This window comes from Nocardia sp. FDAARGOS_372, from assembly GCF_002554515.1.
GTDB classification, from domain to species: domain Bacteria; phylum Actinomycetota; class Actinomycetes; order Mycobacteriales; family Mycobacteriaceae; genus Nocardia; species Nocardia farcinica.
Map to the genome: position 1 here is coordinate 5,977,612 of NZ_PDDW01000001.1, position 13,593 is coordinate 5,991,204.

Below are 13,593 nucleotides of genomic sequence, written 5' to 3' on the forward strand. Positions count from 1 at the left end.
CTTTTGGACGGCCGATCAGCTAAGTTACGGCTACGCCGGACTGTCGGCGATGAGGAATCGGAGGACACCGTGGAATTTCTTGGCTCTGTGGCCGGGCTCGCCCAGATCGTGATCGGCACGATCCTGGCCAACACCGGATCGGGTGGCTCCGGCTCCGGCTGGTGAGGGTTGCCGGATCCGGCTCGCCGGGGGCGGGCCGGATCCGGTCGGCCGAAGTGCTGACGCCATCGCGGCGCTTCTGATACGTTTCTGTATCGAATACGCCGGTGTATCGAACCGGCGCGAGGAGGTCCGGTGGCATCGCACGCGGCGGCCAAGGCGACGAGCAGGCGTCGGGTACACACGCGCAATCGGTTGCTCGCCGCCGCCTACGAGGTGTTCGCCGCGGAGGGCTTCGGCCGGGCCACCGTCGAAAAAGTTTGTGAGCGAGCCGGATTCACACGAGGCGCGTTCTATTCGAACTTCACCTCGCTCGACGAGCTGTTCCTGGCGATGTGGGAGCAGCGCTCGGCGGAGCTGCTGACGGACGTGCGCGCGGCGCTGGACGAGATCTCCGTCGACGGCGTGACCGATGTCCGGGCCGCGGTCGACGGCCTGCTGCGCGCGGTGCCGCTCGACGACGCCTGGTTCCGGATCACCGCCGAATTCACCGCGCACGCGCTGCGCACCCCGGCCCTGCGCCGGGTGATGGCCGCGCGCGAGGAGGCGATCGTGGCGGCGCTGATGCCCACCATCGTGGCGGCGCTGGCGCGCGCGGGCCGCACCGTCGCCGACCCGGTGGCGCTCGGTCAGGCGCTGGTCGCGGTGCACGACGGCACCGCGGCGCAGGTGCTCATGGAGCCGGACAACGCCGCCGTGCACCGGCGGCGCGCCGAGCTGTTCTGTCACGTGGTGCTGGCCTACAGCACGCCCAACGGAGGATGACGATGACCAACTGCAGTCCCGAGTTCGCGCGCCAGGCCGACGTGATCGTCGTCGGCGCGGGTCTGGCCGGGCTGGTGGCGGCCCACGAGCTGGCCCTGGCCGGACGCACGGTGCACCTGCTCGATCAGGAGAACCGCAACAACCTGGGCGGACAGGCCTTCTGGTCGTTGGGTGGGCTGTTCCTGGTCGACACCCCCGAGCAGCGGCGGCTGGGCATCAAGGACTCCTACGAACTGGCGCTCCAGGACTGGCTGGGCTCGGCCGGGTTCGACCGCGACGACGAGGACCATTGGGCGCGGCAGTGGGCCCAGGCCTACGTCCGCTTCGCCGCCACCGAGAAGCGGGACTACCTGCGCGATCTCGGCCTGCGGGTGACGCCGCTGGTCGGCTGGGCCGAGCGCGGCGGGGGACTGGCCGACGGGCACGGCAACTCGGTGCCGCGGTTCCACCTGACCTGGGGCACCGGGCCCGAGGTGGTGCGGGTGTTCGCCGAACCGGTGCTCGACGCCGAGCGCCGCGGGTTGGTGGGCTTCAGTTTCCGGCACCGGGTGGACGAATTGATCGTCGAGGACGGCGCGGTCGTCGGGGTGCGCGGCAGCGTGCTCGAGGACACCGATCTCGCGCGCGGTCGGGCGTCGTCGCGCACGGTGGTGGACGAGTTCGAGTTCCGCGCCAAGGCGGTGGTGGTCACCTCCGGCGGCATCGGCCACAACCACGAGATGATCCGGCGCAACTGGCCCACCGAGCGCCTGGGCCGCTGCCCGGAGACCCTGATCTCCGGCGTGCCCGCACACGTGGACGGGCGCATGCTGGCCATCTCCGAGGCCGCCGGCGGCGCGATCGTCAACCGGGACCGCATGTGGCACTACACCGAGGGCGTCCACAACTGGGATCCGGTCTGGCCCGACCACGCGATCCGCATCATTCCCGGCCCCTCCTCGATGTGGTTCGACGCCACCGGAAAGCGGCTGCCCGCACCGTGTTTCCCCGGTTTCGACACCAATGCCACGATGAAGGCGATCCTGGCCGCGGGCTACGACTACTCGTGGTTCGTGCTGACCCAGGCGATCATCGAGAAGGAGTTCGCGCTCTCGGGGTCGGAACAGAACCCCGACATCACGGGCAAGGACATCAAGCTCACCCTCAAGAGCCGGGTGGCCAAGGGCGCGCCGGGGCCGGTGGAGGCGTTCAAGCAGCACGGCGTGGATTTCGTCGTCGCGGACACGCTGGCCGAGCTGGTGCAGGGCATGAACAAGATCGCCCGGGGCCCGCAGCTCGACCTCGCCGAACTCGAACGCCAGATCGTCGCGCGCGACCGGGAGATCGACAACAAGTTCAGCAAGGACGCCCAGTTGATGGCGATCACCAACGCCCGCCAGTCCTTCGCCGACAAGGCGGGCCGGGTCGCCAAGCCGCACCGCATCCTGGATCCGAAGGCGGGCCCGCTGATCGCGGTGCGCCTGAACATCCTCACCCGCAAGACTCTGGGCGGCCTGCAGACCAACCTGGACTCGCAGGTGATGCGGCCCGACGGCACACCCCTGCCCGGTCTCTACGCCGCGGGCGAGGTCGCCGGCTTCGGCGGCGGTGGCGTGCACGGGTACAACGCCCTCGAGGGCACCTTCCTCGGCGGCTGCATCTTCTCCGGCCGCGCCGCGGGCCGAGCCCTGGCGAGGTCACTCGCCTGAGGTGAGGTCGTCGCACCCCTCAGGGGGTGGCGAAGGCCGCGGCGATGTCGCGGGCGGTCACCTTGGCCAGCTCCACGAAGAACGGCACGCGTTCGGGAATCATCAGGGTGGTCGGTCCGCGCAGGCCGAGCGCGAAGCGGCAGCCGCCGTCCGGGTCGGGGATGGGCAAGCCGATCGTGCGGAAGCCGGGGTCGAGTTCCTCGTCGTTGTAGGCGTAGCCGCGCTCGCGGGTCAGGGAGAGTTCGGCGCGTAGTTCCGCCGGTCCGGTGACCGACCGTTCGGTGCCCTCGTCGTAGGGGAGGGCGCGCAGGTCCGCGTCGCCGACGTCCGACCAGGCCAGCAGCGCCTTGCCGAGTGCGCTGGCGTGCAGGGGCAGGCGCACGCCCTGGAGCCGGTGCCCGTCGGATTCGCGCCAGCGGCTGGTGCCGAGCAGCACCGCGTGGATGTCGTGGCGGGTGGCGATGGAGGCGCTGGCGCCGGTGGTGCCCGCGAGTTGTTCGAGCAGCGGTTCGGCCAGGTAGATCCGGTGCTGCCGGTAGGCGATCTGCCCGTACTCGGCCAGTGCCCGGCCGATCCGGTAGCGGCTGGAGGCCGGGTCCTTCTCCAGGAAGCCGGCACGCACCAGGGCGGTCAGCAGGCGGTGCGCGGTGCTGACCGGGATGCCTTGCGCGCGAGCCACTTCCGAGACGCCGCGGGAGTCGCCGCCGCGGAAGCAGTCCAGGACCGACAGGGCGCGGGAGACGGTCTGCACACCGGAGGGTTCCACGGCCCGACGGTAACACAGCCGACCTTGTGGACAACCCGGGAACTTTCCGTCATGTGGAAAGCGCGGGCGCTCGCGGAGTGGATCGCCGGAGATCGGGTGCGGGAATTGGCCGATCGATGCCCCTATGTCCAACGAGGGCCGGTTGTCAACCTTTCCGATCTTCGGCAAGCATTCCCTGTCGGGTCGGTGACCGGCGTCCCTACGCTGCGAGGGCATTCGCTCGATCACTTCCCCGAACAGGAGTCACCCACGATGTCCCGCAGGCGCGCCTTCTTGCGCATCGCGTTCGCGATCGCCCCCGTCGTCGCACTCGTCGCCGCGTGTGGCTCCGAGCCGGACGCGGGGTCCGATTCCGGCACCTTCGTGTTGAAGGTGACCGACCCGGGCAACTCCGGTCCGCTGGCCGTCGGCAAGCGCGACGGGCTCTTCGACGCGGCGCTGGCCCCGCTCGGCGCCAAGGTCGAATGGGTCAACACCACACCGGGTTTCAGCTCCAACCTCAAGCTGTTCAACACCGGCGAACTCGACGTGTCCGGTGCCGCCTTCAGTCCGGTGGTCGGGGCGCTGTCCAAGGACGTGGGCGTGCGCATCGTCGCCGTGCAGGACCCGGCGGGCAAGGACCAGAGCGGCATCATCGCCACCCCGCAGTCGGGTATCCGCTCGGTCCAGGACCTGGTCGGCAAGCGGGTCGCGGTCAACCCGGCCGCGAAGGGGGAGTACATCCTGCTGCGGGCGCTGGCGCAGGCGGGGGTTCCGGCCGACCAGGTGACGCGGGTGCCGCTGCAACAGAAGGAAGCCGCCTCGGCCTTCGCCACCGGCAAGGTGGACGCCTGGGCTTCGTTCCTGGTGCCCTACCAGGAGGCCAAGGCCAACGGTGGCGTCGAGATCGCCACCGAGGCGAGCATCGGCTCGCGCGACAACACCGTGGTGGTGTTCCGCACCGAGGTGCTCGACGAGCGCCCCGACATCGCCGCGAAGTACCTCGAGGTGCTCCAGCAGCTCAGCCAGCGCCAGCGGGCGAATCCGGCCGAGTTCGAGAACGTCTTCGAGCAGACCGGGCCGCGCGCGCTGAGCGGCCAGCGCCTGGCCGACGCACTGCGGGTCGGCGGCGAGGCGACCGTCCCGCACCTGCCCGATCAGGAGGATGCCGAGGCACTGGCCGACGTGGTCGACATCTTCCTCGCCAACGGCGTGATCAGCCGCGCCATCACCCCGGCGGACATCTTCTACGATCTGCGCGCCAAGCTGACCCGGGATCAGCTGGCCGCGGTGCGGGCGGGGAGCTGACATGGCCGTGCTCACCCCGCCACTGCCCGCGACCGCGCAGGCCACCCCGCTCACCGCGCCTCGCGCGCGCACCGAGAGGTCGCGGCCCGCGTGGGTGTCGGTGCCCCTGCGCTTCCTGCTGCCCGCGTTGTTCGTGGCCGCGTGGTGGATCGGCTCGGCCACCGGGGCGATCTCCGAACGGGTCATCGCCGGACCGCCCGCGGTGTGGACGGCGTTCACCGAACTGCTCGGCAACGGTCAGCTGATCGACTTCGCGCTCGCCTCGTTCGTGCGGGCGGCGCTCGGCGTCGGGATCGGCGTCTCGGCCGGGCTGCTGCTCGGGCTGGTGTCCGGCCTGTCCGCGCTCGGTGAGGAACTGGTCGACTCGACCATGCAGATCCTGCGCGCCGTGCCGTTCCTGGCGCTGGTGCCGCTGTTCATCGCCTGGTTCGGCATCGACGAGCTGTACAAGATCCTGCTCATCGCGGTCGCCACCGTCGCGCCCATGTACGCCTACACCTATCTCGGGGTGCGCAACGTCGACCGCAAGATGGTCGAGGCGGCCAGGGGGTTCGGGCTCTCCGGCGCGCGGCTGGTGCGCGAGGTGGTGTTGCCCTCCGCACTGCCCGGCGTGCTCATGGCGCTGCGGGTGTGCCTGTCGATCAGCATCACCGGCCTGATCGCGGCCGAGCAGGTGGGCACCCGCGAGGGCGTCGGCTACCTGGTCACCCTGGCCCAGGAGTACAACCGCACCGATTACATGGTGCTGTGCGTGGTGCTCTACGCGCTGCTCGGCCTGGTCTTCGACGGCCTGGTCCGGTTGCTCGAGCGTTTCGCGATGCCCTGGCGCAAGCAGGTGGCGATCCGATGAGCACCGAACCGATCGCGGTCTCGATCACCGGACTGCGGAAGTCCTTCGGCGACAAGACCGTTCTCGACGGGGTCGACCTGACCATCCGCCGCGGCGAGTTCGTGGTCCTGCTCGGGCCCAGCGGCACCGGCAAGACCACGCTGCTGCGGCTGCTGACCGGGCTGGAGGTCCCCGACGCGGGCGAGGTGCTGGTACCGGGCCGCCGGACCACCGTCTACCAAGAACCTCGGCTCATCCCGTCCAAACGGGTGCTCGCCAATGTGCTCGTCGGCTTGCGCCGTACCCGGAGCAACCGGGAGGCCGGGCTGGCCGCGCTGGCGGAGGTGCATCTCGACGGCAAGGCCGACCAGTGGCCCGCCACGCTCTCCGGCGGTGAGGCACAGCGTGCCGCCCTGGCCAGGGCGCTGGTCCGGGAGCCGGAGCTGCTGCTGCTCGACGAGCCGTTCGCCGCGCTCGACGCACTGACCCGGCTGCGGATGCAGGACCTGGTCGGCGATCTGGTCGCCCGGCACCGCCCCGCCGTGTTGATGGTCACCCACGATGTCGACGAGGCCGTGCGCCTGGCCGACCGGGTGATCGTGCTCGACCGCGGCCGCTTCGCGGTCGACACCGCCATCACCGCGCCCCGTCCGCGCGAGCGCGCCGACCCCGACATCCTGCGCTACCAGACCGAATTCCTCGCCCATCTCGGCGTCGGCGGCCCCGACCGCCGCCCCATCAGGAGTGCTTCATGACCGACACCCTTTGGTACACCCGCTGCCCGGTCCCCACCGCGAGCGGCCTGGCACACAGTCTCGGCTGGCTCGGCGAGACGGCCGCGGCCGCCGGCCTGGAGTTCGGCGTGTTGCAGGACGCCGGCCCCGAGTTGGCCGGCCATCACTTCCTGCACGACCTGCCGAGCCTGATCCGCGAGGGCGGCAACGTACCCGCGCTGGCCGCCCGCGCGCAGGGCTCGCCCACCCGCCTGATCGGGCTCACCTGGATCGACGAGGCGCAAGCCATCCTGGTCGGCCCGGATTCGCCGGTCGCGAGCCCGGCCGAGCTGGCCGGTCTGCGGATCGGTGTCCCCGGCTGGGCCGCCGACCAGGCGCGCAGCTTCCCCCGCGCGATGGCGCTGCACGGCTTCGCCAACGCGCTGCGGCTGAGCGGGCACACCCTCGCCGATGTGTCCGTCGTGGAGGTGGGTGTGGACCGAAATCCGCAGGTGCGCAACGACGTTCAGCGGCAACGCGGCACCACCTGGGGCGTCGCCGAACTGCTCGACGGCCGGGTCGACGCCATCTACGTCAAGGGCGCGCGGGCCGCCGAGGTGGCCGCCGAGCACGGTCTGCGGGTCGCGGTCGATCTGGACGCCACCCCCGAGCGGCGGCTGCGCGTCAACAACGGGACCCCGCGCCCGATCACGGTGCATGCCGACCTGCTCGAACACCACCCGGAGGTGGTCGTCGGTTTCCTGGCGCAGAGCCTGCGCGCGGCCGACTGGGCCGCCGACAACCTCGACGGCGTGCGCGCGGTGTTGCAGCGGGAGACGCTGTCCGGCCCGGCCGGGGTGCACGCGGCGTACGGCGCCGATTTCCACCGCGGCCTGCATCCGTCGCTGTCGGCGGAGCGGCTCGAACTGCTCGGTGTGCAGAAGCAGTTCCTCTACACCCACGGATTCCTCGCCGCCGACTTCGATCTCGGCTCCTGGGTGGCGACCGAACCGCTGGATCGCGCGCGCGAACTCGTCGAGGCCGAGAGGGCGGCGGCATGACCGCGTTCCTGTGGCGGCTGCCCACCCGCGGCGACGGCAGGCGCGCCCGGCCGGAGTCGCGGCACCGGGGCGGTTTCGGGGGCCCGCCGCCGACGACCCCTGCCACGGATCCGCGACCGGGCCGTTACGGCCCCTTCGACGATCTCGCCCAGATCGTGGATGCCGCCGAACTGGCCGGGCTGGACGGCGTGCTCGCGCCGTACGACCCGCTCGGCGAGGAGTCCTGGATCGTCGCAGGCGGTGCGCTGCGCGCGACCCGCTACGCGACGGTGGTCGTCGAGTTCGAGCCCGGCTTCGGTACCCCGGTGTACGCGGCGAAGATGTCGGCCACGTTGCAACGACTCTCGCGCGGCAGGCTGGCCTGGCGGCTGGCGGTCGACACCGACGCCGCGCAGGCGGCCGCGCGCGGTGACACCGTGACCGGAGTGGACCGCTACGCCCGGGCGGCCGAATTCCTCACCGTGGCCCGGGGCGTGTGGAACGCCGAGCCCGTGCCCGGCTCCGGGTTCGACGGCACGGGCTTCGACTTCGACGGCGACCACTACCACGTGATCGACGGCGGATTCCGCGGCATCCTGTCCGGTCTGCCGTTCCCGCAGGTGCAGCTGAGCGGGGATGCCCCCGAGGCACTCGACCTGTCGGCACGGCACGGCGACCTGCACGTCTTCACCGAGTCGGCGCGCGGTCCCGCCGCCGCGCTCGCGGAGCTGCGCGACCGCGCGGCGGCCGTGGGCCGCACCGTGCGCGCGGGTCTGGAGCTGCCGGTGGTGGCCAGGCAGACCGAACGGGAAGCCTGGGCCAGGGTGCACCGGCAGTGGCGGGAAACCGGCCGCGACATCGCCGAGGCGCGCGCACTCGACCTCGGCGACGGGCGCTGGGCCGGCTTCGCCGCCTTCGGCTACCCGCATCCGGTCGGGTTGGTCGGCAGCTACGAACAGGTGGCGGCGCGACTGCGCGACTACGCCGCGGCGGGCATCGACACGGTGGTGCTCGGCGGCCACCCGCACATCGAGGAAGTGCACCGGGCGGGCGAGCACCTGCTGCACCTGGCCGATCCGGCCGGGCGCACGCTCACCGGCGCCGAGGAGGTACCGGCATGACCATCGACATCTACTGGCGCATCGGCATGGAAGGCGATCACGCGTCGCTGCGCACCCCGCGCCGCTACAACCGGGGCCACGCCAACGGCTACGGGCCGGGCAACATCGCCCCGGCGGTGCGGGACGGTCGCCTCGACGACTACGGCTACATCGACCACATGGCCGCCGTCGCGCGCGCCTCGGAATCGGCGGGCTTCCTCGGCGGGCTGCTGCCCTCCTTCCCGGTGACCGACGATCCGTGGGCGGTGTCGGCGGCGCTGGCCCGCGAGACCACCACCTACCGGTTCATGGTCGCCTTCCAGCCCGGCTTCCTGCACCCGGTGCAGGCGGCGCGGATGTCGGCGAGCCTGCAACGGGCCACCGGCGGACGGTTGGTCTACAACATCATCAGCGGCGGCGGGGGACCGGCGCAGCTGTGGTGGGGCGACAAGGTCGCCCATGACGACCGCTACGCGCGCACCAGCGAGTTCCTCGACGTGCTGCGCGGGGTGTGGGACGGCGAGCCCTACGACCACAGCGGGCGGTTCTTCACCACGCGCGGTGCGGCGCTGCCGCCGGGGCTGGCCGGGCAGCCCTTCCCCGAGGTGTACTTCTCGGGATCCTCCGGTGCCGCGGTGGCGGCGGCCGGGCGGCACGCCGACTACTACCTGTCCTGGCTGGAACCGTTCGACGATCTGCGCGCCAAATTCGACGGTGTCCGCGCCCATGCCGAAAAACTGGGCAGGACACCGAAATTCGCGGTGCGTATCGACATCCTGGCCCGGCACACCGAAGAAGCCGCCTGGGCCGAGATCGAACAGGGCTGGGCCTTCGTCGACCGCGGCGCCGCCGAGCGCGCCGCCCGCGGCGACTCCGTCGGGGCCGCCAGGATCGCCGGCTGGGTGCCCGAGACCATCACCGGCTACCGCGATCTCGAGGTGTCGCCCAACGTGTGGTGCGGCTTCAGCCTCATCCGCGGCGGACCCGCCTTCGGGCTGGTCGGCAGCTACGAGCAGGTGGCCGAACGGCTCGACCAGCTCATCGATCTCGGCGTCGACGCGTTCATCCTCGCGGGCAACCCGCATCTCGAGGAGGCCTACCGCGTCGGCGAGGAGGTGCTGCCGCTGCTCGGCCGCTCCCGCCTCACCCCGCAGGCCCGTACCGACACCCTCACCGTCGTCCGATGACAGGAGACCTCATGACCACCACCGAGACCCGGCTGCCCGCCGCCGTCGCCGATTTCGCCGCGGCCGCCGCCCGTGACGCCGAACGGGCCCTGCGGGTGTTCCGCGAGACCGGCACCGTCACCGGCAACGGCACCGTCAATTTCGTCGAGCGGGTGCCCGGCGAGGAGATCGCGGTCGCACTCAACGCACCGGGGCCCTGGGCCGATGACCCGACCGTGCGCCCGATCGTGGCCACCTTCGACGGCACCGTGCTCGACGGTGCAGGTCCCGCGGGATTCGTCACCGGCTACGCCGAGGTGTTCCGCCGCCATCCCGAGATCACCTCGGTGGTGCACGTGCACAGCCCGTGGCTGGGCGGCTGGGCGCAGACCCACCGCACCCTGCCCATCCGCTACGCCGCGGCGCAGCGGCTCACGCTCTCCCGGGAGATCCCGCCGCACATCGACCGCAGCATCGGTGCGGGCGAGTTCATCCTCCAGCGGCTGGCCGAGGACCCCGACCTGGTCGCCATCTTCGAGGCCAACGGTGGCGCGAACGTGATCGGCCGGTCCGGTCTGCTCGAGCTGGCGAAGTTCGTGGTGCTGCTGGAAGAGGGCGCGCAATACCAGGCCATCGCCGAAACCCTCGGCGGCTCCGTCGAATTCGATCCGTCCAACCTCGCCGTGCAGTGGGGCCGTACCGGCCTGGCCGACGAGGCCCGCCGCCGCGGCCTGATCTGACCCCCAGGAGAGCACTCCCATGAGCATTCGCGTCGGGTACTTCCCGCACAACAATTCACTGTTCGTCCTGCGCCACCGCGGCATCCTCGAGCGGCGGCTGCCCGAAGTGGAATGGGTCGACCTGCGCGCGCTGCCCGCCGCCGCCCGGGTCGACCCCCGGTCCGGGCTGCCGACCCTGCATTCGGACTGGCTGTTCACCGAGGGCGGCTACGACGTGATCGGCACCGGTTTCACCCCGCCGATCACCGGCCTGGCGCACGGCCGCGACCTGGTCTACCTGGGCATCTCCGGCCCGCGGGTGGAGAACGGCAGGCTGGTCACCAAGGCCGACAGCGGTATTCGCACACCGGCCGATCTGCGCGGCAAGCGGGTCGGCATCGCGCACGGTTCCTGGCAGACCACGCTGCTGCTGTTCGCCCTGGACCGGGCCGGCTTGCGCTGGTCGGACGTCGTCCCGGTCGACACCGACGTGCACGACGGCGGGGCGGCGCTACTGGACGGCTCGCTCGACGCGTGGGTGGGCGCGTATCCGGGACTGGCGGCGGTGGAGGCCGCCACCGAGCTGCACACCCTGGTGGCGACCGAGCCGCTGTTCAGCCATCCCTCGCTGTGGTTCACCCGCCGCGACTTCGCCGAGCACAACCGTGCGGCGGTCACCGAAATCCTCGCCGCGCTCCAGGAATCCGATGCGTGGATCACCGAGAACCCGCGCGCGGCGGCTCGATACTTCGTCGACGACGCCCACGCGCGCGGCGCGGCCGCCGACCTCGACGCGTGGGAGGCGGCTCTGCGCGGCAGGCCCTTCGGGGTGCGGCCGGTGGACGAGGCCTTCCTCGACGAGCAGCAGCGGGCGGCGGACCTGTTGGCCGCCAACGGGTTGCTGCCACGCACGGTGCGGGTGCGCGACGCGGTGCTGCCGTGGGTCGCGGACGCGGTGACGAGCACCGCCGTACCCTCCTGATCGGAGCCGGATGACGAACGATGCCGCCGGGAAGGGGAGCCCGGCGGCATCGACTCGACTGTGCGCGCACCGCAGGGGGACGGCCCGCGCACCGGTCAGCTCAGGGATAGCTGACGCGGTTGCCGATCGTACGCTGGCCGGTGCGCGGGCACCCGGTCTCCGGCCGGTGACATCGTGGACAATCGCGCGTCCTCGATGGTCCGGAATGATCAGGCGCTCTCGGCGGCCTTGGCCCGATACATCGCGGTGTCGGCATCGTGCAGCACCTCGGTGACCGTCCGGCGATCGCCGGGCCGGAGCCGCGTCGCCCCCACCGAGGCGGCGAGGTCGATGCGGTGGCCGGGCAGGCGGATCGGCTCGGCGATCACCGCGTGCAGGCGGTCGAGTACCGCGCCCAGATCCACGTCGGCGCCGCGCAGCAGGATCAGGAACTCGTCGCCGCCGAGCCTGCCGATCGGGTCGCGGTCGCGTACCGCGCGGCGCAACCGGCGCGCGGTGACCCGTAGCACCTCGTCGCCGGCCAGGTGCCCGAGCCGGTCGTTGACCGATTTGAACCGGTCGAGGTCGACGAACAGCACGGCCGCCACCTGTTCGGCGGACGGATCGGCGAGTGCGCGCTCGAGGCGCGCCAGGATCGTCGATCTGTTCTCCAGTCCGGTGAGGTCGTCGTGGGTGGCCTGGTATCGCAGCCTGCGGTGCCTGGCCCGGCTCTCGGTGATGTCGGTGAAGGAGGCCACCACGGCCGAGTGCCGGTCCGCGGGATCGAGCAGCCGGCAGTTGCCCGCCAGCCAGCGCCTGCCCCGGTGGTGGCCGTCGATGCCGAAGACGAAGCCGGTGACCGCTTCGCCGGTGCGCATGGTGCGCGCCACCGGATGCGCGGTCGCGGCCAGCGGCGCGCCGTCGGCGTCCACCATGCACAGCGACAGCGCCTGATAGCTCGCGCCGACGAGTTCGGCTCCCTCGCAACCGAACAGCCGCAGCGCGGCCGGATTGATCGACTCGATGCGGCCGTGCCTGCCGATGACGACGACGCCCTCCTCGAGCTGGGCGACCACCGCCGCGAAATGTCGTTCCATGCGCTGCCGGGCGGCCTCGGCGGCGCGCTGGGCGCTGAGGTCGTGCAGCACGACCTGGTAGGCGCGGCGGCCCTGCCACACCGTGAGCACGGTCGCGGCCTGCACCGGTACCCGCACCCCGTCGACGCGGACCAACGTGGCGAGGGTGCGCTGGGCCGGCCGGACGGGTTCGGTGCGCGGCGGTGCGCCCTCGGGGATGAGGAACTGGGACAGCGGCCGTCCGAGGACCTGCTCGGCGGCATCGGCCGCGAACAGCCGGACACCGGCGGGATTGAGATAGGCGATGGCGTCTCCGTCGTGCACGCAGATCGCGTCGGGGGAGTGCTCGACGAGCGCGCGATAGCGCTGCGCCAGCTGCGCCACCGCGGTACCGCCCGGTGTCCTGGTGTCCTCGTTCATGCGAATCCTGTTCGTCGAACGATGCGGCTCGTGCCCGGAACTGCTCCTGCCACCCCGCCAGATCCGGCGAATGCCCACCCTGCGCCGCGATCCACCTGCCCGAGGTGCCGATACCGAAGATCGACCAGTCGATGAACAAAAAGAGACTAGTTGGTATCGATGGCCGACAATAGCGGCTGCCTCGGTGCGGACGCAATCACCCACACCCGGACACGACGAAGGCGACCAGCCGAACGCTGATCGCCTTCCTCGGCACCGCTCGGGCGCGGATTCCTCACGCGGCGTCGCGGCGGGCCGGGGTGCGGTCGACGGGGCCACCCCGCATGACGCGCTCCCACCATCCGGTGAGCGGGCTGGGATCGGGCCAGACGACCGGACTCTCGCCCTCGATGGCCGGCCGTGCTGTCGGGGTGGTCGAGCTCTCGGTTGCCGACACGGGCACCTCCCTCTCGCGATGTCAGATAACCTATGCCCGTAGATATAGATTTCTTATAGCAGTGCCACCAATAGAGTTCAACCCCCACCAATATGTAATCTGAGCGCAGAAGGGAACACGGAAGAGGGATCCATGGACGACGATCAGGGCCGGGCGTCACATCTGCCCGCCCCCGACGAGGCCGTGTACGGCATCTCCGTCGCCGCCGGACTGGCGGGCATCGGCGTGCAGACCCTGCGCCTGTACGAGCGTCACGGGCTGCTCACTCCCGCGCGCAGCGATGGCGGCACCCGTCGATACAGCGGCGACGATCTGGCGCGGTTACGGCGCATCACCTCGCTGGTGGCCTCCGGGGTGAACCTGGCGGGCGTGCGCCGCATCCTGGCACTCGAGGACGACAACGCCGCGTTGCACGAGGACAACCAGCGGCTACGCGCCGACAACGAGAGCCTGCGGTCGGAATCCTGA

The 13,593-nt window shown here is 71.4% G+C and carries 14 protein-coding genes; 11 read left to right on the plus strand and 3 right to left on the minus strand.

Annotated features, from left to right (window positions below):
- The first annotated feature begins 294 nt into the window (after positions 1 to 294).
- Complete coding sequence (locus CRM89_RS27780) at positions 295 to 924, plus strand: TetR/AcrR family transcriptional regulator (protein ID WP_098086659.1); 630 nt, start codon at positions 295 to 297, stop codon at positions 922 to 924.
- A complete protein-coding gene (locus tag CRM89_RS27785) occupies positions 921 to 2,612 on the plus strand; it encodes an FAD-binding dehydrogenase (RefSeq protein WP_172964587.1) in 1,692 nt (563 codons plus the stop codon). The genes CRM89_RS27780 and CRM89_RS27785 overlap by 4 nt, the downstream gene beginning before the upstream one ends.
- Positions 2,613 to 2,631: 19 nt before the next feature.
- On the opposite strand, the gene CRM89_RS27790 is transcribed toward CRM89_RS27785, so the two are convergent.
- On the minus strand, positions 2,632 to 3,378 hold the full coding sequence (locus CRM89_RS27790; RefSeq protein ID WP_060592948.1) for an IclR family transcriptional regulator: 747 nt from the start codon (positions 3,376 to 3,378) through the stop codon (positions 2,632 to 2,634).
- A 252-nt stretch (positions 3,379 to 3,630) separates the two neighbouring features.
- On the opposite strand from CRM89_RS27790, the gene CRM89_RS27795 reads away from it, so the two are divergent.
- The 8 genes from CRM89_RS27795 to CRM89_RS27830 are packed head-to-tail and all read left to right on the plus strand — an operon-like array spanning position 3,631 to position 11,214.
- Entirely contained in the window at positions 3,631 to 4,665 is a 1,035-nt protein-coding gene (locus tag CRM89_RS27795) for an NrtA/SsuA/CpmA family ABC transporter substrate-binding protein (RefSeq protein ID WP_098086661.1), read from the plus strand.
- 1 nt (position 4,666) lies between these two features.
- Positions 4,667 to 5,515, plus strand: coding sequence for an ABC transporter permease (locus tag CRM89_RS27800; RefSeq protein ID WP_011207680.1), 849 nt, complete (start codon positions 4,667 to 4,669; stop codon positions 5,513 to 5,515).
- Positions 5,512 to 6,249, plus strand: a complete 738-nt coding sequence (locus tag CRM89_RS27805; RefSeq protein WP_098086662.1) for an ABC transporter ATP-binding protein — start codon at positions 5,512 to 5,514, stop codon at positions 6,247 to 6,249. Before CRM89_RS27800 ends, CRM89_RS27805 begins: the two co-directional genes overlap by 4 nt.
- Complete coding sequence (locus CRM89_RS27810; RefSeq protein ID WP_060592946.1) at positions 6,246 to 7,268, plus strand: ABC transporter substrate-binding protein; 1,023 nt, start codon at positions 6,246 to 6,248, stop codon at positions 7,266 to 7,268. The genes CRM89_RS27805 and CRM89_RS27810 overlap by 4 nt, the downstream gene beginning before the upstream one ends.
- On the plus strand, positions 7,265 to 8,368 hold the full coding sequence (locus CRM89_RS27815; protein ID WP_098086663.1) for an LLM class flavin-dependent oxidoreductase: 1,104 nt from the start codon (positions 7,265 to 7,267) through the stop codon (positions 8,366 to 8,368). Before CRM89_RS27810 ends, CRM89_RS27815 begins: the two co-directional genes overlap by 4 nt.
- Positions 8,365 to 9,534, plus strand: a complete 1,170-nt coding sequence (locus CRM89_RS27820) for an LLM class flavin-dependent oxidoreductase (protein WP_098086664.1) — start codon at positions 8,365 to 8,367, stop codon at positions 9,532 to 9,534. Before CRM89_RS27815 ends, CRM89_RS27820 begins: the two co-directional genes overlap by 4 nt.
- A gap of 11 nt (positions 9,535 to 9,545) precedes the next feature.
- Entirely contained in the window at positions 9,546 to 10,253 is a 708-nt protein-coding gene (locus CRM89_RS27825; protein WP_041559904.1) for a class II aldolase/adducin family protein, read from the plus strand.
- A gap of 19 nt (positions 10,254 to 10,272) precedes the next feature.
- Positions 10,273 to 11,214 (plus strand): ABC transporter substrate-binding protein, encoded by a 942-nt coding sequence (locus CRM89_RS27830; RefSeq protein ID WP_098086665.1) that lies wholly within the window; start codon positions 10,273 to 10,275, stop codon positions 11,212 to 11,214.
- Between the two features lie 209 nt (positions 11,215 to 11,423).
- Here the strand turns inward: CRM89_RS27830 and CRM89_RS27835 are convergent, their stop codons facing one another.
- Positions 11,424 to 12,689: a diguanylate cyclase domain-containing protein gene (locus CRM89_RS27835; protein ID WP_060592942.1), complete on the minus strand. Its 1,266-nt coding sequence runs from the start codon at positions 12,687 to 12,689 to the stop codon at positions 11,424 to 11,426.
- 274 nt (positions 12,690 to 12,963) lie between these two features.
- Positions 12,964 to 13,125, minus strand: coding sequence for a hypothetical protein (locus CRM89_RS31205; RefSeq protein WP_157838347.1), 162 nt, complete (start codon positions 13,123 to 13,125; stop codon positions 12,964 to 12,966).
- 132 nt (positions 13,126 to 13,257) lie between these two features.
- Between CRM89_RS31205 and CRM89_RS27840 the strand changes: the two genes are divergently transcribed.
- Entirely contained in the window at positions 13,258 to 13,593 is a 336-nt protein-coding gene (locus CRM89_RS27840) for a helix-turn-helix transcriptional regulator (RefSeq protein ID WP_011207689.1), read from the plus strand.